Source organism: Nostoc sp. DSM 114160, from assembly GCF_053470305.1.
In genome coordinates, this window is the sequence record NZ_JBPFGO010000004.1 from 1,041,506 (window position 1) to 1,063,963 (window position 22,458).

Genomic DNA, 22,458 nt, shown 5'->3' on the forward strand with positions numbered 1-22,458 from the left:
ATAGTTTTTTACGTAGGTGCGATCGCATAACGCACATTACTATCCAAAAACCCCTACCTTCAAGGCGTAGAAGCGTCAACAGTCATTCTGCTGGTCAAATAATTCTAACAACCCAATTGTGCCGACAAAAAAAGTATAAATAGGATATTTTATTGGCATCTTTTGTCTTGAAGGTGCATAAAAAGCTGCTATAATACTTTCAATAAAATGGCATATCATCGCAAAACGCTCAATCAAAAAAATTGGATTAAGGCTGTTTGGTAGAGGAATGTTAGTTATTACTGCATAAATATTCCACGATTCCAATCCAATTGCGCTTGTTATCAGCGCTGTAGATATAATTTTTATAAAGGTATAAATCTTTTTCTCGATCGATTTTAAGTCCATACTGCTCAAAATAATATTTAACATATCTACAATACTTGGAAAATTAACCAAAAAGTTAATATGTTTTGTCTAAAAATTTGCCCTAAGCCAACCAATTTTATTTCATATTTTCATTTTTACAAAAGCCTATAAAAATATAAATATGCTACAGAGGTAAACTGGCACAGCTAGCTATATGTTCTCACGATGACAATTTCTATATTGGTAACTTACAAAAAATAAATTATCCTAAATTATTCGTACATTTGTATTAGGGGCGTACATTGGGGCATCCCTAAGATCGGATGTTTTTTAACTGGAAGTAGCTGAAGTCAATATTCCCAAAATTTTGAGAAGAGAACAGACTAAAAACTATGAGCTATTGAGATTAAATCGCCTAGATATTTCAAAAATGAAAAAAGTGTGGAATAATACATAAGTGAGAAATTTAATTGCACTCCATAGATTGATAATAAATGTAAAGCTATGATTGCTCAACATTACAACTCAATTCATGTTGAAAATGACTTGCTTAAACAAATCAAAATTAAAGAAAATCAGCTAAAAATTGCACAAGAGTCTGAAATGCTTCATGTAGCAGAAGAATTACAGAGTCAATTATTAAAGCTACAGTCTCAATTATCAGAGCCGCAAGAGCAAGACGCTGAAATTCAAGCGTTGATGAGTTTGCTAGACGAATAAGATTGTAAACTTTTGTTGCAAAATTGGAAATACAAAACCTCTGTTGGCCAAAAGCAAAGTATAGCGATCGTGATGTCTGGAAATGTAGCTTATGTGCTACAGTTTAAAAATTAACAAGACAAGCAAAAGCCATAGAAGAGTGATGATTCTTACTTAGATAAGACGTTGGGGTTTTTGCTGAGTATGTGGTCTTTTGCTTTGCGGTACTGAATCAATCTTCAGAATAGGTTTAATTGGGCGCTGTTGCCTTTGATTAAGAATTTGAATTTCTCTCTCAATTGAATTTTTTCCTTGTCTAAAAAATTCTTGAGAATTATATGGAACCAAGTCACGGGATAAATGTTGAGCTTGTCTTGGAGTCAAATTAGAAACTGCTTGTTCAGCATTGGCAGAAGTCTGTACAGCCAGTAAAAAAGCTGTTGAAAGCACCAAAGGTTTTATTTTTATACATCTGGTAAATATTAAGTTTAACATCGTTGATAGATCGGTTGCGTGAAGACAGTTTTCAACCATATTAGTCTTGGTCTGATTATAAATAAAATACATTTATTCCTTGCTAATTACCTCCTACAAATGGATGAATTATGAATTAACCAGCTAAACTATTAGTACAGTACAGCGTAAATATGGCTACTATCTAAATTAACCAGATAAGTTGCTCAAGCAACTGGTTAAAGTTAGACAAACCTTCCGCTACTTGAAATTTCGATGGATGTTGAAAGCAAGAGAATTGTGCTATTCAGTAGCTAATGGTATTTTCGCCTTTTGAAACACCCGCTCAACAGTAAATTGCAGTCCCTCAAACAAAGAATCTGTGAGTAGTTCTTCTCCCATATAAGTTTGTGGCGCTGCGTCTGGATAAAAAACAGTAATGCTTCTGGCTTTACTATCTAATATCCATACCCGCAGCACCTGAGCATCCAAATAGTCTTTGGCTTTAGCCGCCATTTGTCCAAAGGTTTGCCCTGGTGAGAGAGTCGCAGTCTTGGCGGTTTCCGCCGATTGCGAACTCTCGAACCCGAAGGGCGAAATAATCTCAATCACCAAATCAGGAGGAACAGGACAAGCTTCATTTTCATCCCAGTTGGCGGGTAAACGCTTATAAGAAATGTATAAAATATCTGGAATTGGCATCCAATCTCGTCCTCGACGAGTTAAAGCAACAGCCCATTCCGGGCAAACTTCTCCTTTAGAGCTGATTCGTAAAGAAAATCTAAAGAAAGCTGAATCCGGCTTTGTTAAGGTTATAGGCTAAATCGAGTGTAATTTATGTTGTTGTCGATGAGCCGTATACCTACGATTGAGAATCCACACCGCAAACCCTACCCAAGTGATTTAAGCGATGCTGAATGGTTGATTCTCAAGCCTCTTCTCCCTACGCCAAAGGGATTTGGGCATCCTGTAGAAGTAGATTTACGAGAAATATTGAATGCAATTTTCTACGTGCAACGTACTGGGTGTCAATGGGAAATGCTACCTCATGACCTTCCTCCATATACAACAGTGTATGGCTACTTTCAAAAATGGCAGCGTAAAGGCATCTGGCAGCAGATTCACGACCAAGTGCGCTATCAACTGCGACAAGATTTAGGGCGAGATGAAAATTCTACCGTGGCGATCGCAGATTCTCAGTCAGTGAAGACCACGGAAAAAAAGGGGAGGTCTACGGTTTCGATGGTGGTAAGAAGGTTAAAGGGCGTAAGCGACATATAGTTGTAGATTCTCAAGGGTTGTTGATTGGTGTTTTAGTAACTGAAGCCAATGCGTCAGAACGTTTAGGTGCTGTGGTTGTACTGCATGAGGCGGTTAAAGAATTGTCCAAATTGGAAGTTGTTTGGGTAGATCAAGGCTATTCAGGAGAAAACTTTGCTCAAGCAGTCAAGAAAGTTTGCGGAGAAAAGGTTCGTGTTGAGGTGATTGAAAGGATATCGAAAACATTTGAGCGATTGCCGAAACGATGGATTGTGGAACGGACATTTGGCTGGCTTAATAGATTTCGGCGTTTGAGTAAGGATTATGAGTTGTACACAGAGTTAAGTGAAGCTATGATTTATGGCTCATTGATTCGTCTGATGATCAAGCGGATGGCTTCTTAAGCTTTTGTTTACGAATCAGCTCTTACCCTCACACGATTGCTCAATCAAATTAAGAATAACGCGAGTAAGTTTCGCGTGAAAAAATTTTGGTGACATTTTAGGAATTGCTTGGCCATCAACTAGCTCATAAGTTATGTCTCCCTCGCCTGGTGGAAGATTTAGGAACTCTTGCAAAGTTAATTGATTTTTGCCTTGGAGTATCATGGCTCATTAATTCGTAATTGAAGAACAGAGCAACTAACTTTTATTCTGACTCCTTAATTCTTCTTCAAATTGTTCACATTCCCCGCAACACTTGCCGAATAATATCCGATGGCACTTCATCGGTAATTGTTACTACACCAATCTCTGTTGGTAAAACAAACCGCACTTTCCCCGCTTTGACTTTCTTATCTAACTGCAACGCCTCAATAATTGCTTCAATATCTATTCCATCTGGTAACTGAGTTGGTAAACCCGCTTTTTGAATTAAAGCATTTTGACGTTCTGTGTCTTCTTTTTGCCACAGTCCCAAATCCACAGCAATTTGACCGGCTGCTACCATACCAATAGCCACCGCTTCACCATGATTTACTAGACGATAACCAGTCAAACTTTCCACTGTATGACCGATGGTGTGTCCATAATTGAGAATTGCCCGTAATCCGCCTTCTTTCTCATCTTTGCCAACAACATCAGCTTTTGCTTGACAAGAGCGCGTTAATATGGTCGTTATTAAGTCAGGTTTGACATAGCGGAGTTGGTCGAGGCGTTTACTTGCTTCTAACTGGGTAAACAATTCGGCATCCCAAATCACACCGTACTTAATAACTTCTGCCATTCCTGCCCGAAACTCGCGCATAGGTAGAGTTTTTAACACATCTGGGTCAATCAAAACCAAACGCGGTTGATGGAATGCCCCAATTAAGTTTTTACCTTGGGGATGATTCACACCAGTTTTGCCACCAATTGCCGAATCTACCATCGCCAACAAAGAGGTAGGCACTTGGACAACATTAATACCGCGTAGCCAAGTTGCGGCTGCAAAGCCAGTCATATCGCCAATTACACCTCCGCCCAAAGCCACCATCGTAGAAGAACGTTCTAGGCGGTTTTCCAAGGCTACATCGTAGAGTTTTTGGATGGAATTGAGGGTTTTGTAGCGTTCACCAGGTGGTAGAGTGCAGCTAGCAACTTCAAAACCAGCAGATTTGAGGGATGTAATTGCTCTTTCGCCAAAATGCTTAAAAATCGTCGGATTAGAAACTAGCAGTACCTTCTTGCCCAGCTTGAGACTGGCCATCTGTTGACCCAGTCGATCTAAACTCGAAGGTGCGTTAGCGTCGCTCGACGTTCGCGTAGCGTCTCGTTCGCGCAGCGTCTCCGACGGGAGAAGAGAAGTTATCACAATCTCATAAGACTGCTCTGGTAAATTTACATTAATTACAGAAGTCATTGCCCAACCCCAAACAAGCGCTTGTGGGCTGTATTGTATCGCAATCTACGAAATGGGCATAGGGCATTGGGCATAGGGCATTGGTAAGAAGCAGGGAAGCAGCAAAGAAGTTGCAGTAAGTATTTCTCCTCTACCCTCATGCCCAATGTCCCATACCCCATCCCCAATACCCAACAACTAATGATTCAATAGATTTAGGAAGTATTCTGGAGAGCAATAAATGTTTGCAATTGTATCTTATATCGTCTTCTTGGGTTTATTCTTTGGCTTATCTGTAGGATTGCTGTTCGGTCTACGGACTGCCAAAATAATTTAATCGAGGTATATTTAACCCAAAACTCTTGTGGGGGCGGGCATCTTGCCTGCCCTCAGTTGACAAATAGGCTATAAAACCTTTACTTTTTCACCAATTCCGGCAACGTGGACTTAATAAAATTGCTGTAGGCTTTAGTCCTTCGGTACTTACTGCCTGATGTTGACAAGAAGTTAATTGTTTTTTCCTAAAGTATTGTTACTGGATCGTGATATGATTCAGCTGACTGAATGTGCAGTCATCATATTTAACTGTACTGGTTTCAAGTCCCGTGAGCTTGTCAGACGAATCAATTGCGCCCACTCCGACAACGCAACAAGATGCTAAAACTGGTTCTGAAGACACAGAATCAGGTAACTCCATGCAAGAGTTCTATCAACTCTTCCAGCGATTATTGGTAATCACGCTTGTCTTGACGGGGGTTATTTTTATCTCTGTGTGGATTTTTTATTCCTTAAACATTGCCCTAAATTATTTAATTGGGGCGTGTACAGGTGTGATTTACTTAAAAATGTTGGCAAGAGATGTTGAGCAGCTTGGTAGTGAAAAAACCAGTCTGAGCAAAACTCGTTTTGCTCTGTTTATTGGAGTCATGATCGTAGCAACTCGATGGCGTGAGCTACAGATTTTGCCCATTTTTTTGGGATTTCTAACTTACAAAGCCACGCTCCTCGTCTATATGGTGCAAATTGCGTTCATTCCTGATTCTTAAAAAGTCAGGCTCACAAAGATAGTAATCCCATCCTCGCTCGTTGGGGAAAATGCTTGAAGAATGCAAATGCTTAGTGTCTTAAACGCCTTTAATTCTTTTCCCCTCGCCGAATTAGAAGTAGGTCATCATTTCTACTGGCAGTTGGGCAATCTTAAAATTCATGGGCAAGTTTTTCTCACCTCATGGTTTGTGATTAGTATTCTAGTAGTGGCTTCAATTGCTGCTACTCGCAACGCACAAAGAATTCCCAAGGGCATCCAGAATTTGATGGAATATGCCTTAGAATTTATTCGTGATTTGGCAAAAAACCAACTTGGTGAGAAAGAGTACCGCCCTTGGGTGCCATTTATTGGCACATTGTTCTTGTTTATTTTCGTATCGAACTGGGTCAGGTGCGCTAATTCCCTGGAAGCTCATCAAGCTACCTTCGGGCGAATTGGCAGCTCCCACCAATGACATCAATACGACAGTCGCATTGGCATTGCTGACCTCTTTAGCGTACTTTTACGCAGGTTTTAGCAAACGGGGTTTAGGCTACTTTAAGAAATATATAGAGCCAACCCCTGTTTTGTTGCCGATCGCAATTCTCGAAGATTTCACCAAGCCCCTCTCCCTAAGCTTCCGGCTATTTGGTAATATTTTGGCGGATGAATTGGTAGTAGCGGTGCTGGTGCTACTAGTTCCTCTATTTGTACCTCTGCCTGTAATGGCCTTGGGTTTATTTACCAGTGCCATTCAAGCCCTGGTTTTTGCCACCCTAGCCGGAGCATACATTCATGAGGCAATGGAGGGGCATGGTGAAGAAGGACATGAGGAGCATTAAATCAGTGAACAGTTAATAGTGAACAGTTATCAAGCGTGCGGTGCAACTGACAACTGATAACTGGTAACTGAATAACTGTTAAACTTCTCAGTTGATAGCACAGTTCCAAGAGCATTTTCGCTCAAAACATCGCAAAGCGCGATCTAAAGAACTCAGGTGCAGCGTGAAAACCACGTTTCTAATTGTTAACGTAATGTCTGTTAGTTTTGTAATCAAAGCAAGGAAAATCAACATGGATCCATTAGTTCAGGCTGCTTCAGTTCTCGCTGCTGCTTTAGCGATTGGTTTAGCTGCAATTGGCCCTGGTATCGGTCAAGGAAACGCTGCTGGACAAGCAGTAGAAGGTATTGCTCGTCAACCTGAAGCAGAAGGAAAAATTCGCGGTACTCTGCTATTAACCTTGGCATTCATGGAATCCTTGACTATCTATGGTCTAGTAATTGCCCTGGTATTGCTGTTTGCTAATCCTTTCGGCTAATACCTAAAATTTTTGTGAGTGTGGAGACGTGAACCATCACGCCTCTACAATCAAAAGATTTTGGGTATCTTAATAGTTGTAATGTACAGTTGACCCTTGTTGGCTATGGGTCTCTAAAATATGAAAGGTTGGATGATGTTGCTAGCCATGAAAACTGCTACTCCAGCCAAAGAGGAGACAAATGTTTGATTTCGATGCTACCTTGCCCTTCATGGCATTGCAATTCCTGCTACTAGCAGCTTTGTTGAATGCAATTTTCTATAAGCCACTGACCAAGGTACTAGACGATCGCGATAATTATATCCGAACGAATACCCTTGAGGCGAAAGAAAGCTTGGCAAAAGCCGAGCGTTTAGCCGCCGAATATGAGCAGCAACTCGCAGACGCTCGCAGACAATCGCAAGCTACTCTAGAAGCAGCTCAACTGGAAGCTAAAAAAATTACTGCCGAGAAAATCGCCGAGGCCCAAAAGGAAGCTCAGTCTCAACGAGAACAAGCTTCTGTTGAAATAGAACAACAAAAGCAAGAAGCCTTTCGTACCTTAGAGCAACAAGTTGATGCTCTAAGCAGGCAGATTCTAGAAAAACTATTGGGGCCAACTCCAGTTAGATAAGCTAACCAGACTGGTTCCGTGAAAGCATAGGCGCAGCTGGTCCCTAGTCCAGAGCGCAAAATTTAAGTGTCAAAAAAAGGCACTTTTTCCCTTCTCGGGAAAGATACTTAGATTTCCTTACGGGGAAAAGATACTTAAATTTCCTTAACTTGGGAAAAATACAACGTATTAGCAAGCGAGCAGCGCACTTGTAAATGGGTATCATGGGGACATTCTTATTACTTGCCGCAGAAGCGAACGCTGTTGGCTCTGAATTGGCAGAAGGCGCAGCAGAAGGTGGTTTCGGTCTAAACCTAGACATTTTTGAAACCAATCTGATCAATCTAACGATTCTGATTGGCATATTATTCTACTTCGGACGTAAGGTTTTAAGCAATATCCTGAACGAGCGACAATCCAATATTGCCACTGCAATTCAGGAAGCAGAAGGGCGCTTAAAAGAGGCAAAGACTGCCCTTTCCCAAGCGCAAGAGCAATTGAAGCAATCTCAAGCAGAGGCAGAACGCATCCGCCAATCTGCCACAGAAAACGCCCAAAAGACGAAAGAAGCCTTGTTAGCGAAGGCAGCGCAAGACGTAGAACGCTTGAAACAAACAGCAGCAGCAGATTTAAATACCGAAACAGAGCGAGCGATCGCTCAACTACGGCAAAGAGTTGCTGCACTAGCATTGCAAAAAGTCGAATCGCAACTCAAAGGCGGGATTGCCGACGATGCTCAACAAAGTTTAATTGACCGCAGCATCGCACAACTGGGAGGCAATGTATGACAAGTCAAGTAGCAACAGCCGAAGTAGCCCAACCCTATGCACAGGCACTTTTGTCAATAGCGCAATCGAAAAATTTGACAGAAGAGTTCGGGGAAGATGCGCGTACTTTACTGGGGCTGTTAAAAGCAGACAAACAGCTACAAAACTTCTTTGGCAACCCGTTTATTCAGCCTGAGAACAAAAAAGCTCTGATCAAACAAATACTTGGTGAAGGCTCTAACCCCTACTTACGCAACTTTTTGTTGGTGCTAGTAGACAAACGCCGCATTGCATTCTTGGAATCGATTTTTCAACAATATCTGGCGCTGTTGCGGCAGCTGAATCAAACCGTATTAGCGGAAGTGATTTCAGCCGTTCCCCTCACAGAAGCTCAACAGCAGGCAATCATTCAAAAGGTCATTGCCATAACTAATGCTCGCCAGGTAGAACTAGAAACCAGGGTAGACAACGAGTTAATTGGTGGTGTGATTATTAAAGTAGGTTCACAGGTAATTGATGCCAGTATCCGGGGTCAGTTGCGCCGCCTTTCATTGCGCTTAACTAATAGTTAAGAGTTAGGAGTAGAGACGCGATTAATCGCGTCTGTACAGGAGTTAGAAGTTAGGAGTTAGAAGTTAGGAGTTAAGAGTTAAGTAGACAATAATTTATTTTGACTTTTAACTTTTAACCTTTGATTTTTTAACTCATCGCTCTTAACTCATCACTCTTAACTCATCACTCCTAACTCTTGAATTTTTCCGTCTCGAAAGCAAACAAGATAGACACATGAGCATATCAATTAGACCTGACGAAATTAGCAGCATTATCCAACAACAAATCGAGCAATACGATCAAGAGGTCAAAGTTGCTAACGTTGGTACCGTCCTACAAGTAGGTGACGGTATTGCCCGGATCTATGGTCTGGAAAAGGCTATGGCTGGGGAACTCTTAGAATTTGAAGATGGCACAATTGGCATCGCCCAAAACTTAGAAGAAGACAACGTGGGCGCGGTGCTTATGGGTGAAGGGCTAGAAATTCAAGAAGGTAGCTCTGTAACCGCTACTGGTAGAATTGCTCAGATTCCAGTAGGAGAAGCCTTAATTGGACGAGTTGTAGACGCTTTGGGTCGCCCCATCGATGGTAAGGGAGACATCAAAACTTCAGACAGCCGTTTGATTGAATCTCCAGCACCCGGTATCATTGCTCGTCGGTCAGTACACGAACCCATGCAAACGGGTATCACAGCTATTGACTCAATGATTCCCATCGGTCGCGGTCAACGAGAATTGATTATTGGCGACCGTCAAACCGGTAAAACTGCGATCGCGATCGACACAATCATCAACCAAAAAGAAGAAGATGTAATTTGTGTCTACGTTGCGATCGGTCAAAAGGCGTCCACCGTCGCTAACGTGGTGCAGACATTACAAGAAAAAGGCGCACTTGATTACACCATCGTCGTCGCTGCTAATGCCAGCGACCCAGCAACCCTGCAATTCCTAGCACCCTACACAGGCGCAACTATTGCTGAGTACTTCATGTACAAAGGCAAAGCGACCCTGGTAATTTATGACGATCTCTCCAAGCAAGCCCAAGCTTATCGCCAAATGTCCCTACTGCTGCGTCGTCCACCCGGACGCGAAGCTTACCCTGGAGATGTATTCTACATTCACTCCCGCTTGCTAGAAAGAGCAGCAAAGCTAAGTGACGAATTAGGTAAAGGCAGTATGACCGCCCTACCAATTATCGAAACCCAAGCTGGTGACGTTTCGGCATACATCCCCACCAACGTAATTTCTATTACCGATGGTCAGATATTCCTGTCTTCTGACTTGTTCAACGCTGGTATCCGTCCGGCTGTGAACCCCGGTATTTCTGTATCCCGCGTGGGTTCTGCGGCGCAAACCAAGGCAATGAAAAAAGTTGCCGGTAAGATTAAATTGGAACTAGCCCAATTTGACGACCTGCAAGCCTTCGCTCAATTTGCTTCTGACTTAGATAAAGCCACTCAAGACCAGTTAGCACGGGGTCAACGGTTACGCGAACTCCTCAAGCAGCCACAAAATTCGCCACTTTCAGTATACGAGCAAGTAGCAATTCTATACGCTGGTATCAATGGTTACTTAGATGACGTTCCTGTAGATAAAGTCACCAGCTTTACCCAAGGTTTGCGCGAGTACTTAAAGACTGGTAAGTACGCCGAAGGAGTAAGAGCCTCCAAAGCGCTAGGTGATGCAGAAGAAGCTGCCTTAAAGGAAGCACTTACCGAATACAAGAAGACCTTCAAAGCAGCAGCGTAATTAAAGTGAGGAGTGAAGAGTTAAGAGTTAAAAGTTAATGAAATACTCCTACCTCTTAACTCCTAACTCCTAACTCCTAACTCCTAACTCAAGAATATGCCCAATCTAAAAGCAATACGCGATCGCATTCAGTCGGTCAAAAACACCAAAAAAATCACAGAAGCCATGCGTCTGGTAGCTGCGGCTAGAGTGCGTCGGGCGCAAGAACAAGTGCTAGCAACTCGCCCCTTTGCCGATCGCTTGGCACAAGTATTGTATGGTTTGCAAAGCCGTCTGCGCTTTGAAGAAGCAAACCTACCACTGCTGAGAAAACGCCAAGTTAAATCAGTCGGGTTGTTGGTAATTTCAGGCGATCGCGGTCTATGCGGCGGCTACAATAGTAACGTTATCCGTCGTGCAGAAAACCGCGCTAAAGAAATCCAAGCAGAAGGTTTAAACTATCAATTTGTACTCGTTGGACGCAAAGCTACACAGTACTTTCAGCGCCGCAATCAGCCAATTGATGCCACCTACAGCGGCTTAGAGCAAATTCCCACCGCAGCAGAAGCCAATCAGATTGCTGACCAGCTACTTTCTTTGTTTCTTTCCGAAGAAGTCGATCGCATCGAATTAATCTATACCAGATTCATTTCCTTAGTTAGCTCCCGTCCTGTGGTACAAACCTTACTGCCCCTCGATCCCCAAGGGTCTAGAAGCAGGCGATGATGAAATCTTCCGCTTGACAACCCGTGGTGGTAAATTTGAAGTCGAACGCGAGAAAGTGACTAGCCAAGCCCGCACGTTGGCTCCTGACATGATCTTCGAGCAAGATCCCGTGCAGATTCTCGATTCTCTATTGCCCTTGTATCTGAGTAACCAGCTATTGCGGGCGCTACAAGAATCAGCAGCTAGCGAACTAGCAGCGCGGATGACAGCTATGAGTAATGCCAGCGACAATGCCGGTGAACTGATTAACACTTTAACCCTGTCCTACAACAAAGCTCGACAAGCTGCAATTACCCAAGAACTCCTTGAAGTTGTGGGCGGTGCTGAAGCACTAACTTAGAAAAATACTTGTTGTGGATCGTCGTAAATAGCCAATCGCTAATTTTAAAACCATTAACGATTGGCTATTTTGAGTAATGGGAGCTATATATCCTGACTTTGATAATTACGAATTACGAATTACGAATTACGAATTAAAAATCGCGTACTATAATTGAAATATGAAGCGCATGGGTCCGTCACGGTTTCGACAGGTTGGCGAACGCTGCTCTGTGATTCAGGTCGAGAGTGAGTCTCCTCTCGCAAATCAAAGGCTCAAACAAAAAGTAAATGCGAATAACATCGTTAACTTTGCTCGTAAGGATGCTCTAGTAGCAGCCTAAAACACCTCTTACAGGTTCGAGCGTCTTTAGTTTGACTCCGTTAAGGACTGAAGACCAAACCCCAACGGATGCTCTAGCAAGCGTTCTCTGGTTGGCTTGCTGGCTAAGATTAAATCAGAGCATCCTACGTTCGGGATAATGAACGATTCCCGCCTTGAGGGTCAGAAAGGCTAAACCTGTGAATGAGCGGGGGGGTCAATACCCAATTTGGACAGCAGTTCGACTCTGCTCGGATCCACTAAAAATAGTTAACAAGTCCACTTGACACTGTGATGTGTAAGTGGGCTTTGTTTTATGGAAAACTCCATCATAATTTTCTATAATGCACAGTTAACTTGAGTTCATTCAACGGCTAAAATAGCAATACCGTTTAGTGAAGCCCAAAATTTTTGGTAAAGATGCGAAACTAAACTGTTATCCTGCTGCGCTAAGGTGTCTCTACAAGTTTCTCGGCAAACCTTAAACCAAAAATGTGTAGACCTCAACAGCACCCAAGCCCGACTAACAGAAAGAAGCGCAACAAATATTATTTCTGCAAAAAGTCAGGAACTTGTCAAGAAAATAATCTTGATTTTCAACCATAATCTAGCGATCGCTACCCAAACGAAACAAGTGATTCGATTTCAAGATGGTGTAATCAGCTAATCACGCTGTTTCTGGGTTTGTGTGCGTTTCCCAACCTTCTTCCTCTTTTTTTCAGTACACGTCGTAGTCGATCTGCACTCAAGTTTACTTGACGCTCAGATGCTAGTTTTTTTGCTAATTGTTTAGAGTTATAAGTCTCTGACTCTTGAGCTAAACAATTTTCGAGATAAACCAAATCTGATTCTGAATATCGTGGTTTTCCTCCTCGGCCAGGAGCATCCCATAAACCTGCTAAACCCATTTTTTCCCAGCGATGAAGGGTTTGACGCACTGTTGAAATCGCCCAATTCAAGCCTTTTGCAATTTGCTCATTTTTTAAGCCGCGAGTATTCAGCAGTAAAACTTGAGCGCGATCCTTAGTACGTTGAGGAACATCTTTGGCTTTTCTCAATTCTTCTAAAGTCAGCTTTTCTTCTTCTGTGAGAAACACTTTTAATCGGCATCCCATAAACAATAACCTTTTACAAAATCAATTTTTGTATCTATTTACGCCTGTATATTGAATTACTTAGGTATTTCATAATACATTTTAAATATTTTAACTACAAGTATTAGTGATATCGGCGTTTCTAAGGCTACTACGCGATAAGTATTGGCTTGGGAAAACTATCAAAATTTGCATTTTTTCATCAACAATGGATTTTGATAAGAAGTTCGGCACATCGAGATTACACATTAACCTATATAGGTAAAGCGATCTGATAGCCTGAAGCTGTAGCTTATAGCTATAACAAGAAAAATTTGTTGGCGTTATCTTGTTAATGTTTAAAGTCGATAATAAAGGACTGTATCATTAAATTCCTGAGATTATTCTTATGCTTACGGAGGTTTATCGAAACTTTAAAAATTATTTTTATGCTAGTTTCCTTTTAGATGAGCAAAAAAATATATACAAGCCTGCTTTCTTTTTATTCAACTAGTCTCTGGAAATTTGCCTTGATTATCTTCAAAAAAATATCTTTTTTCTCAACTTTACATAAAGTTTATATTCTATGCACCATATTTTTGGTTAAGACAACATATTGAATACCAATTGAATAAACTAATGTTAACAGCCGATGCGACGCTTTTTGCAAGCCTAATAAGGTTTGTCCTACCTTTCCTACCTTTCCTACTTTTCCTACCTTTCCTACTTTTCCTACTTGTTTAATTAAGTGAGTACCCGAAAAACATAAATTTTTCTACTTGATAAATATATCCTTTGACAATATGAAGTATTAAAAGTAATCTCAACTTGGTAGATAGACCAACAATCTAATCATGGTAAAATTATGCTTTCTTAGTTAAAAAATATAATTACTATGATATTTTTAAATTAAGATAAAACCAGATAAATAGCAAAAACAAGTACTCAGTAAAACTTAGGGATAAATTAATATTTATTGAGAATATTTTTTGAATCATATTTTTTGCGAAAAAACAGCAATAATTGATACAAGTTAAATTTTTAAAAAACTGATATTCATTACAACTTCAAAGAAAAATAATAGAGAGAATGGGGGCAGAAGAAAAACCTGTTAATTTGCGCTCGGAGACGAATAATGGTATCGATGTCTACGACCGGCAAGGCCCACGCAGAGAACGTTCAACATCGGCTAACTATACAAACTGTAGAAATTGCCCCTAACACAACGGCGATTCGCTCTCTTGACTGGGATCGCGATCGCTTTGATATCGAATTCGGATTGCAAAACGGTACAACCTACAATTCATATCTAATTAGGGGCGAACAAACAGTTTTGATTGATACTTCTCACCAGAAGTTTCGCGATTTGTATTTAGAGACTCTCAAAAGTCTTGTTAACCCCAAAACAATTGATTACATAATTGTTAGTCACACAGAACCAGACCATAGCGGTTTGGTAGAAGATGTCCTCCAGTTAGCTCCTAGAGCCACTGTTTTAGCCTCAAAAGTTGCGCTGCAATTCCTTGAGGGATTAGTACACGATCCTTTTTCCAAGCGGGTTGTGAAAACTGGCGATCGCATTGATCTCGGCAAAGGACACGAAATGGAATTCGTGAGTGCGCCTAACCTGCACTGGCCGGATACAATCTTTAGCTTTGACCGCAAAACCCAAATTCTCTACACCTGTGATGCTTTTGGAATGCACTTCTGTGACGATCGCACCTTCGACGAAGATTTAGAAGCGATCGAAGCGGACTTTAGATTTTATTACGACTGCTTGATGGGTCCTAACGCTCGTTCGTTGTTGAATGCGATGAAGCGGGATGGGCGAACTAGGAAAGATTAATATAATCGCCAATGGTCACGGGCCATTATTATACCACCATTTAGATGTTCTAACCGGGTGCTACGAAAATTGGAGCCAAAGACAAGCTAAAGCAGAAACAACAGTTGGCTTGTTTTTTGTCTCAGAATATGGATATGGCGAACGCCTTGGTCACGCAATTGCCGAAGGTATCCTGAAAACTGGCGTTGGCGTAGAAGTACTGGATCTAAGTACTGCCCAGAGCCAAGAAATTCAAGAACTAGCCGGGAGAGCAGCTGGCATCATTATCGGGATGCCCCCAACTACTTCCGCCGCCGCCCAAGCTGGTATCAGTTCGGTGCTAGCTGTCGCCAAGAACAAGCAATTGATTGGGCTGTTTGAATGTTACGGTGGGGATGATGAACCCATTGATACACTCCGCAGACAATTTCTTGACTCTGGCATCAAAGAAGCCTTCCCACCCATTCGGATTAAAGAGGCTCCCACCGCATCAACATTCCAGTTGTGTGAAGAAGCGGGTAAAGACATCGGACAATTGCTAGTGCGCGATCGCAACATCAAGCAAATCAAGTCCCTTGATGTCAACATGGAAAAGGCACTGGGGTCGCATTAGTAGTGGACTATATATAGTCACCACGAAAAAAGATAATGTCTCAAGTGCAATGCTGGCATCCTGGGTAACGCAAGCGAGTTTGCAACCATTAGGATTTACAATTGCCGTTGCTAAAGACCGCGCCATTGATTCCTTAATGCAAGTAGGCGATCGCTTCGTCCTCAACGTTTTGGAAGAAGGCAATTATCAAGAACTCAAAAAACACTTCCTCAAGCGCTTGCATCCTGGTGCCGATCGTTTTGCTGGAGTGAAAACTCAAACCGCGAAAAACGGTTCGCCGATTCTAACTGATGCTTTGGCATACATGGAATGTGAAATACAGACCAGTATGGAATGCAGCGACCACTGGATATTATACTGCACCGTCCAAGAAGGTCGTGTCTCCAAAAACGATGGATTGACAGCTGTTCGCCATCGCAAAGTAGGTAATTACTACTAAGAAAGAGGCAAGAGGTGACAGGTGACAGGGGACAGAAGAGAAAACTATCCCCTGTTCCCTATTCCCTATTCCCTATTCCCTATCCCCTGTTCTCTGTAACCTATTTCCAACAGCTATGACCAATTCCAAGCCACGTGACGTACAAGTTTTACCAATTGCTACCAATACTAAAGCTATCAGAGCGCGTAGTTGGTCACGTCTGCGGTTTGAAATTGAATACGCACTTGAAAGAGGTACAACCTCCAATTGCTATTTAATTGAAGCTGATAAAACCGCACTTATCGATCCACCGCCAGAAAGCTTTACCGAAATTTATTTAGAGGCATTGCGGCAGACTTTAGATTTACAAAGTTTGGATTATATCATCTTGGGTCATTTTAGCCCCAATCGAGTTGCAACCCTCAAAGCAATTTTAGAACTGGCACCACAGGTAACTTTTGTCTGTTCTCTTCCTGGTGCGAACAATTTGCGTGCTGCTTTCTTAGAGCAAGATTTAAATGTTTTGGTGATGCGGGGGAAAGAAACTCTGGATTTGGGTAAGGGTCATGTTTTGAAATTCTTACCCACTCCCAGTCCGCGTTGGCCGGAAGGACTTTGTACCTACGACCAGCAAACTCAAATTCTTTACACAGATAAGTTATTTGCAACTCATCTCTGTGGCGATGAAGTGTTTGATGATAACTGGGAAACGCTCAAAGAAGACCAGCGTTACTACTTTAACTGCCTGATGGCTCCCCAAACTCCTCATGTGCAAGCAGCTTTGGAAAAAATCTCAGATTTGCAGGTGAGAATGTATGCTGTGGGACACGGGCCCTTGGTACGCACCGGCTTAATTGAACTTACCAAAGCTTATGCAGAATGGAGCCGTTCTCACAACGATCGCGAAATTTCCGTTGCCCTACTTTACGCTTCAGCTTATGGGAATACAGCGACTTTAGCACAAGCGATCGCTCTGGGACTAACTAAAGGTGGAGTCGCAGTTAAATCCATTAACTGCGAATTTGCTACCCCTGATGAAATTCGCATCAACCTCGCACAGTCAGAGGGTTTTATCATTGGTTCTCCTACCATTGGTGGTCATGCACCAACTCCCATTCATACTGCTTTAGGGATTGTGCTATCGAGTGGTGACAACAGCAAACTCGCTGGGGGTCTTTGGTTCTTATGGCTGGAGTGGCGAAGCCTTTGACTTAATTGAAGGTAAACTCCGGGATGCTGGATATCGCTTTGGCTTTGACACTTTGAAGGTGAAGTTTAAACCTGATGATGTTACCCTCAAGTTTTGTGAGGAATTAGGTACAGACTTTGCCCAAGCACTGAAAAAGGCTAAAAAGGTACGCTTACCCCAACAAGCCGCGACTCCAGTGGAACAGGCTGTTGGCCGGATCGTTGGTTCCGTTTGTGTGGTGACAGCTAAACAAGGAGAAGTGTCTACCGCAATGTTAGGCGCTTGGGTTTCTCAAGCCACCTTCAACCCACCCGGAATAACAGTGGCGATCGCCAAAGAGCGAGCGATCGAATCTTTGATGTATCCAGGCGGGAAGTTTGCCTTAAATATTCTACCTGAAGGCAATCATCAAGAATACATGAAGCATTTCCGTAAATCTTTCGCGCCTGGAGAAAATAGATTTGCCAACTTTAGCACAGCAGTTGCAGATAACGGTTGTACCGTCCTCACTGATGCACTAGCATATTTGGAATGTTCAGTCAACCAACGTCTAGAATGTGGCGATCATTGGGTTGTGTATGCAACTGTAGATGAAGGTAAATTACTCAAGCCTGATGCTGTGACTGCCATCAATCATCGCAAAACCGGCACTCATTATTAAATAATGAGAAATTTAACCTAACGAAACCGCTTTAGCTTAAATATAGCCAAGGCGTTTTATAACAAAAATTCTCTTTTTTCTTGTGGGATGGGTCGAAAAGCCCGTCCCAATTTTTTGTCGATATGCAGAATACGCCCAAATAAATTTTAGTTATCTAGAAGCCGATCGATCTTTAGACAGATGTTCAGGGTTATTTAAGTTTTAGATTATACACTATATACCCTTGTATTACAAATTTATCTATTGTTTTAAAAGGACTCCGACAATATTCTAGTAAATTTCTGAAATAAAGAACCACTGACTACGAACTATATCAAGAGCGATCGCTCATAACTGTTGATAAAACGCATATTGCCTAGAGCATCGACGACACATATTGCCTTATATCAAGGGTTTGGTAAATCTGCGTAACATAACTTTACAAGTGTTCCAATTTCCACATATCTCGGCTGATCTACTATTAGGCTATTCTGAATCATGTAAATAGACCTTTAATATGCAAATGTTTAAAATCTGTCTAGCTATTGCTACTTTTTTACCTTTTATTTTCTTTCCTCTTTACTCACAATTGCTGCATTCACCACTAACTTCTATCAAGGTTGCTTTTCTTTTTCTTGCAACTGCTCACGTTGCAACTACTGGATATTTTTATTGGTGCAGAGAATTTAGAGAAAATATTATAGTTAAGAATAAGATGAGATACATATTCTTACCTATTCTGCTGTTTCTTGTAGCAGGATTTATTTATGCTTACTCACCGGATTTTTTAAAGATATATCTGCTGCTGTTCTATTGGGTTTGGCAATCTCACCATTACGGACGCCAAAACATTGGTGTGTATAGCTTCTGGGTTAAACGACCTCTTAAAAAGCTGGAAAGGCAGTGTATCACAATAGGAACATTAGCAGGTACATTTGCAGCATTGAAGATCGTAGGTTATGCAACCGCTCCTATTTTCTTACATCAATTAATTGATATGATGTATCATTTTGGACTGTTTCTTGCTGTTAGCGCTTTTTTTTTATCAGCTTGGACAATCTTCAAAGGTGCGAATCCCTTTCTTTTTGTTATGTCACTCTTTTTTGTTCCGGCTTTTCTTTCAAATAATATTGCCATAAGTTTTTATACTTATGCGATCGCACATGGTTTGCAGTACATCATATTTATGGGGGCGATCGCACTTGCGGATAGTAAGAAAGCCCTGATTCCTTTCAGTATATATATGATACTTGGTGGGGCGATTTTATATAGTAGCCAGTGGGCTGGTGATTCTGTGTGGATACAGTTCTTTGCTGGTGGAGTACTTGGTTTGACAATGGGACATTTTATTGTAGACGCCCATGCATGGCGTTTGTCAATGCCAGTACAGAGAGAATTTGTGTTGAAGAGACTAACTTAATTCTCTTTCTGTTTTTTTGATTTTTTATGCCATAAACGTTCCAGTTTTATGGATACTTCAAGCCTGAATTTTTCAGGAGTGTGCGTTATCAATTGGTTTGTAGTCAAATGTATAAGCCAATACAGTTAAGTTAGGTATTTATTTTTTCTGTTTGTGTCCTTTAGGTTCTTCTGGTACGTCCGCTGCGCGAATGCAGTAGCCAAGCCACTACGCCTCTACGTTCAAAAAATTGACTTTGACAAAGCGTTTTAGCCTTAAATAAACCGTATTGGTTTCTACCCGGCGGCGAAATTTTCATCGCCTAAACACCAGAGTTATCAAGGAGTCTAAACCAAGTGAATTCCAGTAACAGCAACGTTGAGAAACCATTTTTAGAAATCAACGCTTCTCGCCAATTTACCGCTTGGCTGTATGAGCAAAACCTCAGTTTGTCCTTCACTACCTATCAAGCGGGGAAGTTATTTTTCATTGGCTTGCAACCAAACGGCAAATTGTCAGTATTTGAGCGTACCTTTGAGCGGTGTATGGGGTTGTATGCCAATGGCAACAGCCTCTACATGAGTTCCCTGTACCAACTGTGGCGATTTGAAAACATTATCCAATCTGGAGAAAACCACCAAGGCTATGATGCTCTCTATTTACCCCAGATGAGTTATGTGACAGGAGATTTAGATATTCACGATATCGCTTTGAGTAAAGCAGAAGAGAAAGATTCAACTCCACAAAAACTATTATTTGTCAATACTTTATTTAGTTGTTTGGGAACAGTCAGCGAAACCCACAGTTTCGTTCCTCTATGGCAGCCAACCTTTATCAGCAAGCTGGCGGCAGAAGATAGATGTCATCTGAATGGGTTGGCAATGCAGCAAGAAAAACCGAAATACGTTACTGCTGTCAGTCAATCGGACGTAGCTGAAGGTTGGCGGGAGCATCGGGCAAATGGGGGCTGTGTTATTGATTTAGAAAGCAATGAAATCGTCTTGCAGGGGTTGTCTATGCCCCACTCCCCACGCTGGCATCAGGGAAAACTCTGGCTGCTCAATTCAGGTACGGGTGAGTTTGGTTTTGCCGACTTAAAGCGAGGAGTATTTGAACCAATCGCCTTCTGTCCGGGATATCTGCGTGGTTGTGCATTTTATGGCAACTTTGCAATAGTAGGAATTTCCCAACCCAGGCATAACAAGACCTTCAGCGGCTTGGCTTTGGACGATAAATTGCACCAGAAAAATGTTGAGCCTCGCTGTGGGTTACTAGTGATTGACCTGAGAAGCGGTGATATTGTCCATTCCCTGCGAATAGAAGGGGTGGTACTGGAATTATACGACGTGGTAGCCCTTTTGGGGGTACGTCGTCCGATGGCGATCGGGTTTCGCAGCGATGAAATTCGGCGGGTGATAACGGTGGGATAAAAAGCAATTCAAAATTTCCGAAAAATCAACATCAATGATGTCTAATTGAGCAATTTTTCACCTATCTAATCTCAACGGCAGCAACGGCTTTGTGATGTGGAATCAGAAAAATCGCGTGTGCAATTTCAGTATTAAAGCGTAAACAACATAAATTCACTTGCTGGAATTCCGCAATTGCCACAAAGACAATAGCAAAAACGCAGGGTAGCCTTTAACTAGAAAAACAGTATTAGGTAATTCCTAGACACAACTTTTATATTATTTTTCTTGTTCTTATGACTCCAAAACACACTAAAATTAAATTTCCTCTTTGGCAGTATCTGAACCAGCCTTTATTTAGTCGGGATACTAAATTAGTATTGAATCCCCAACGCTTTGTATTGATCTGGCGTCTGCAACTTTTAGAACGTTGCTGGACTAAAGAATGTGACGCCAAAGGACCTCAACAGCATTAGGTTAGGTATTTAAAAAGCTGCTGAACTCAACTAAAAGCTGGCAAACTAAGCCTCGTCTACAGAACGTGGCTTTTTGCCATCAAGTAAAGTACTGACAGTCATATCTCCCATAACATTAATTGCGGTGCGGCAGCGATCCAAAAACCAGTCTACAGTCACTAGTAAAGCGATGTATTGGGTAGGTAAGCCAACAGAAGTGAACACTAGTGTCATTGTTACCAGTCCCGCATTGGGAATATTTGCCGCACCCACAGACGCAAAAATCGAGGTAAGGATGACAATTAACTGCTGTCCCCTAGACTCAGATGTTGCCCAATCAGTTGGGAAATATACAACGCAGACATTGCTTCATAGAGGGCAGTACCATCATTATTGAAATTTGCCCCGACTAATGCGCCCAAAGCAGCAGAAGATTCCCTTAAACCGACTTTTGTTTGCAAAACCTCAAAGGTTACGGGCATTGCCGCTGCTGAGGAAGAAGTTGAGAAAGCTGTCAAAAAGGCATCAGAACCACCAGCGAGGAATTTTAGTGGGTGTACCCAAGAACCAAATTTTACTCTGGTGAGGTAGTAGCACGCTTGCAATACCAGTGCTAACAATACGGCGACGATAAATGCACCCAAAGATTTAAACGGTGTAAATCCCTGCATCGCCACAGTTTTAGCCACAATCCCAAAGACTGCGAACGGTACTAAAGCAATTACCCAGTTAAGGATGCGGACTACCGCTTCAAATAAAATTCCGATGACATCCTCTATGGGCTGGAATCCATTCTTGCCTTGGGCGATTTGTTCAGATTTTAATGCCCGCAGGACGATGCCAAAACTCAGGGCAATCACAATCAACTGGATGACATTATTATCAACCAATGGCTTGAGGACGGCTTCTGGTACAGCATCTTTGAGTATTCCCCAAGGATCGAGACTCTGAGCAGTTATTGCCGTACTTGTTGAGGTGGCTACATTCCCCCAAGTTCCTGGACGCAGGACATTCGCTACGAAAAGCCCCACCAAAATAGCTACAGTAGTATTGGTTAAAAGTAGCACTGCCAGCCGCCGTCCGGCTGTACCAGGGATGTTGGTGGTCATTAAAGTATGCAGCACCGCTACCAAAATTAGGGGTGTAGCCAAGGCGCGGAGAGCCTTTAGCACCAATTCAGCCGGAATTGCTAAATTGTTGATTAAGGCAGCGTTGCTGGGATTAGGATTCCCTGCACCAAGGGCAATTCCGACGCTGACTGCCGCTATTAAGGCGATGAGAATTTGCAACGTGAGAGGGATACGCTGCCACCAAGGGCTAGCTTTGGTTTCAGGCGAAGTAGTTCTCTCTGTTTGACTCATTGGCTAGGTACTGGTTAACTACTGTAACTATTAAAACAACACTAATGATATTGGCAATTCCAGAAAAAGAACAGCTTTAATTTTGGTTAAAAACTGTTAATCTAAGATTCCGTTGCTTTGCAAAATCTCGCTCAAAAGGGTATACC

17 protein-coding genes, 1 other RNA gene and 7 pseudogenes are annotated in these 22,458 nt (G+C 42.0%); 18 read left to right on the forward strand and 7 right to left on the reverse strand.

All coding sequences use genetic code 11. From position 1 onward, the window contains the following. Nucleotides 1–75 precede the first annotated feature (75 nt). Entirely contained in the window at nucleotides 76–387 is a 312-nt protein-coding gene (locus NSTCB13_RS36265; RefSeq protein ID WP_448275898.1) for a hypothetical protein, read from the reverse strand. A gap of 465 nt (nucleotides 388–852) precedes the next feature. Here NSTCB13_RS36265 and NSTCB13_RS36270 point away from each other — a divergent pair, with 465 nt between their 5' ends. After that, on the forward strand, nucleotides 853–1,068 hold the full coding sequence (locus tag NSTCB13_RS36270) for a hypothetical protein (protein WP_445626482.1): 216 nt from the start codon (nucleotides 853–855) through the stop codon (nucleotides 1,066–1,068). A gap of 153 nt (nucleotides 1,069–1,221) precedes the next feature. On the opposite strand, the gene NSTCB13_RS36275 is transcribed toward NSTCB13_RS36270, so the two are convergent. After that, a complete protein-coding gene (locus tag NSTCB13_RS36275) occupies nucleotides 1,222–1,614 on the reverse strand; it encodes a hypothetical protein (protein ID WP_445626483.1) in 393 nt (130 codons plus the stop codon). 189 nt (nucleotides 1,615–1,803) lie between these two features. Then, a pseudogene (locus NSTCB13_RS36280) lies at nucleotides 1,804–2,259 on the reverse strand (Uma2 family endonuclease); the annotation flags it as partial. 90 nt (nucleotides 2,260–2,349) lie between these two features. Here NSTCB13_RS36280 and NSTCB13_RS36285 point away from each other — a divergent pair. Further along, nucleotides 2,350–3,164 (forward strand): IS5 family transposase gene (locus NSTCB13_RS36285; protein ID WP_448273099.1). Its coding sequence is split into 2 segments (ribosomal slippage): nucleotides 2,350–2,716 and nucleotides 2,716–3,164, totalling 816 coding nucleotides; the frame shifts between segments, so codons are not numbered across the junction. 21 nt (nucleotides 3,165–3,185) lie between these two features. On the opposite strand, the pseudogene NSTCB13_RS36290 reads toward NSTCB13_RS36285, so the two are convergent. Beyond that, a pseudogene (locus NSTCB13_RS36290) lies at nucleotides 3,186–3,368 on the reverse strand (Uma2 family endonuclease); the annotation flags it as partial. 73 nt (nucleotides 3,369–3,441) lie between these two features. Beyond that, a complete protein-coding gene (aroB, locus tag NSTCB13_RS36295; protein ID WP_448275809.1) occupies nucleotides 3,442–4,599 on the reverse strand; it encodes a 3-dehydroquinate synthase in 1,158 nt (385 codons plus the stop codon). A 220-nt stretch (nucleotides 4,600–4,819) separates the two neighbouring features. Between aroB and petL the strand changes: the two genes are divergently transcribed. The 11 genes and pseudogenes from petL (at nucleotide 4,820) to NSTCB13_RS36350 (ending at nucleotide 12,597) form a co-directional block, all read left to right on the forward strand. After that, nucleotides 4,820–4,915: a cytochrome b6-f complex subunit PetL gene (gene petL, locus NSTCB13_RS36300; RefSeq protein WP_099101760.1), complete on the forward strand. Its 96-nt coding sequence runs from the start codon at nucleotides 4,820–4,822 to the stop codon at nucleotides 4,913–4,915. A 268-nt stretch (nucleotides 4,916–5,183) separates the two neighbouring features. Next, nucleotides 5,184–5,624 (forward strand): ATP synthase subunit I, encoded by a 441-nt coding sequence (locus tag NSTCB13_RS36305; protein ID WP_448275811.1) that lies wholly within the window; start codon nucleotides 5,184–5,186, stop codon nucleotides 5,622–5,624. Between the two features lie 60 nt (nucleotides 5,625–5,684). Next, a pseudogene (gene atpB, locus NSTCB13_RS36310) lies at nucleotides 5,685–6,447 on the forward strand (F0F1 ATP synthase subunit A). A gap of 232 nt (nucleotides 6,448–6,679) precedes the next feature. Beyond that, the gene (gene atpE / locus NSTCB13_RS36315; RefSeq protein WP_012411162.1) at nucleotides 6,680–6,925 is read left to right on the forward strand and encodes an ATP synthase F0 subunit C; all 246 of its coding nucleotides are present in this window, start codon (nucleotides 6,680–6,682) and stop codon (nucleotides 6,923–6,925) included. A 181-nt stretch (nucleotides 6,926–7,106) separates the two neighbouring features. Then, entirely contained in the window at nucleotides 7,107–7,538 is a 432-nt protein-coding gene (locus NSTCB13_RS36320; protein ID WP_322715098.1) for a F0F1 ATP synthase subunit B', read from the forward strand. Between the two features lie 194 nt (nucleotides 7,539–7,732). Then, complete coding sequence (locus NSTCB13_RS36325; RefSeq protein ID WP_448266571.1) at nucleotides 7,733–8,305, forward strand: F0F1 ATP synthase subunit B; 573 nt, start codon at nucleotides 7,733–7,735, stop codon at nucleotides 8,303–8,305. Continuing rightward, the gene (atpH, locus tag NSTCB13_RS36330) at nucleotides 8,302–8,856 is read left to right on the forward strand and encodes an ATP synthase F1 subunit delta (RefSeq protein WP_445626486.1); all 555 of its coding nucleotides are present in this window, start codon (nucleotides 8,302–8,304) and stop codon (nucleotides 8,854–8,856) included. The genes NSTCB13_RS36325 and atpH overlap by 4 nt, the downstream gene beginning before the upstream one ends. Nucleotides 8,857–9,070: 214 nt before the next feature. Then, complete coding sequence (atpA, locus tag NSTCB13_RS36335) at nucleotides 9,071–10,585, forward strand: F0F1 ATP synthase subunit alpha (RefSeq protein WP_445626487.1); 1,515 nt, start codon at nucleotides 9,071–9,073, stop codon at nucleotides 10,583–10,585. 96 nt (nucleotides 10,586–10,681) lie between these two features. Beyond that, a pseudogene (locus NSTCB13_RS36340) lies at nucleotides 10,682–11,630 on the forward strand (F0F1 ATP synthase subunit gamma). A 171-nt stretch (nucleotides 11,631–11,801) separates the two neighbouring features. Beyond that, nucleotides 11,802–12,193, forward strand: a transfer-messenger RNA (tmRNA) gene (gene ssrA / locus NSTCB13_RS36345). Nucleotides 12,194–12,384: 191 nt separating this feature from the next. Beyond that, nucleotides 12,385–12,597: a hypothetical protein gene (locus NSTCB13_RS36350; RefSeq protein ID WP_445626489.1), complete on the forward strand. Its 213-nt coding sequence runs from the start codon at nucleotides 12,385–12,387 to the stop codon at nucleotides 12,595–12,597. Here NSTCB13_RS36350 and NSTCB13_RS36355 read toward each other — a convergent pair. Continuing rightward, entirely contained in the window at nucleotides 12,590–13,045 is a 456-nt protein-coding gene (locus NSTCB13_RS36355) for a helix-turn-helix domain-containing protein (RefSeq protein ID WP_445626490.1), read from the reverse strand. The genes NSTCB13_RS36350 and NSTCB13_RS36355 overlap by 8 nt on opposite strands. 1,093 nt (nucleotides 13,046–14,138) lie before the next feature. Between NSTCB13_RS36355 and NSTCB13_RS36360 the strand changes: the two are divergent. The 5 genes and pseudogenes from NSTCB13_RS36360 (at nucleotide 14,139) to NSTCB13_RS36380 (ending at nucleotide 20,972) form a co-directional block, all read left to right on the forward strand. After that, nucleotides 14,139–15,880: pseudogene (locus tag NSTCB13_RS36360) on the forward strand (diflavin flavoprotein). A gap of 115 nt (nucleotides 15,881–15,995) precedes the next feature. After that, nucleotides 15,996–17,709: pseudogene (locus NSTCB13_RS36365) on the forward strand (diflavin flavoprotein). A 496-nt stretch (nucleotides 17,710–18,205) separates the two neighbouring features. Then, nucleotides 18,206–19,108: a hypothetical protein gene (locus NSTCB13_RS36370; RefSeq protein ID WP_448275813.1), complete on the forward strand. Its 903-nt coding sequence runs from the start codon at nucleotides 18,206–18,208 to the stop codon at nucleotides 19,106–19,108. 335 nt (nucleotides 19,109–19,443) lie between these two features. Next, a complete protein-coding gene (locus NSTCB13_RS36375) occupies nucleotides 19,444–20,517 on the forward strand; it encodes a TIGR03032 family protein (protein ID WP_448275815.1) in 1,074 nt (357 codons plus the stop codon). 275 nt (nucleotides 20,518–20,792) lie between these two features. Then, nucleotides 20,793–20,972, forward strand: a complete 180-nt coding sequence (locus tag NSTCB13_RS36380) for a hypothetical protein (protein ID WP_292785777.1) — start codon at nucleotides 20,793–20,795, stop codon at nucleotides 20,970–20,972. 45 nt (nucleotides 20,973–21,017) lie between these two features. Here the strand turns inward: NSTCB13_RS36380 and NSTCB13_RS36385 are convergent. Then, nucleotides 21,018–22,312: pseudogene (locus NSTCB13_RS36385) on the reverse strand (dicarboxylate/amino acid:cation symporter). Nucleotides 22,313–22,458 lie beyond the last annotated feature (146 nt).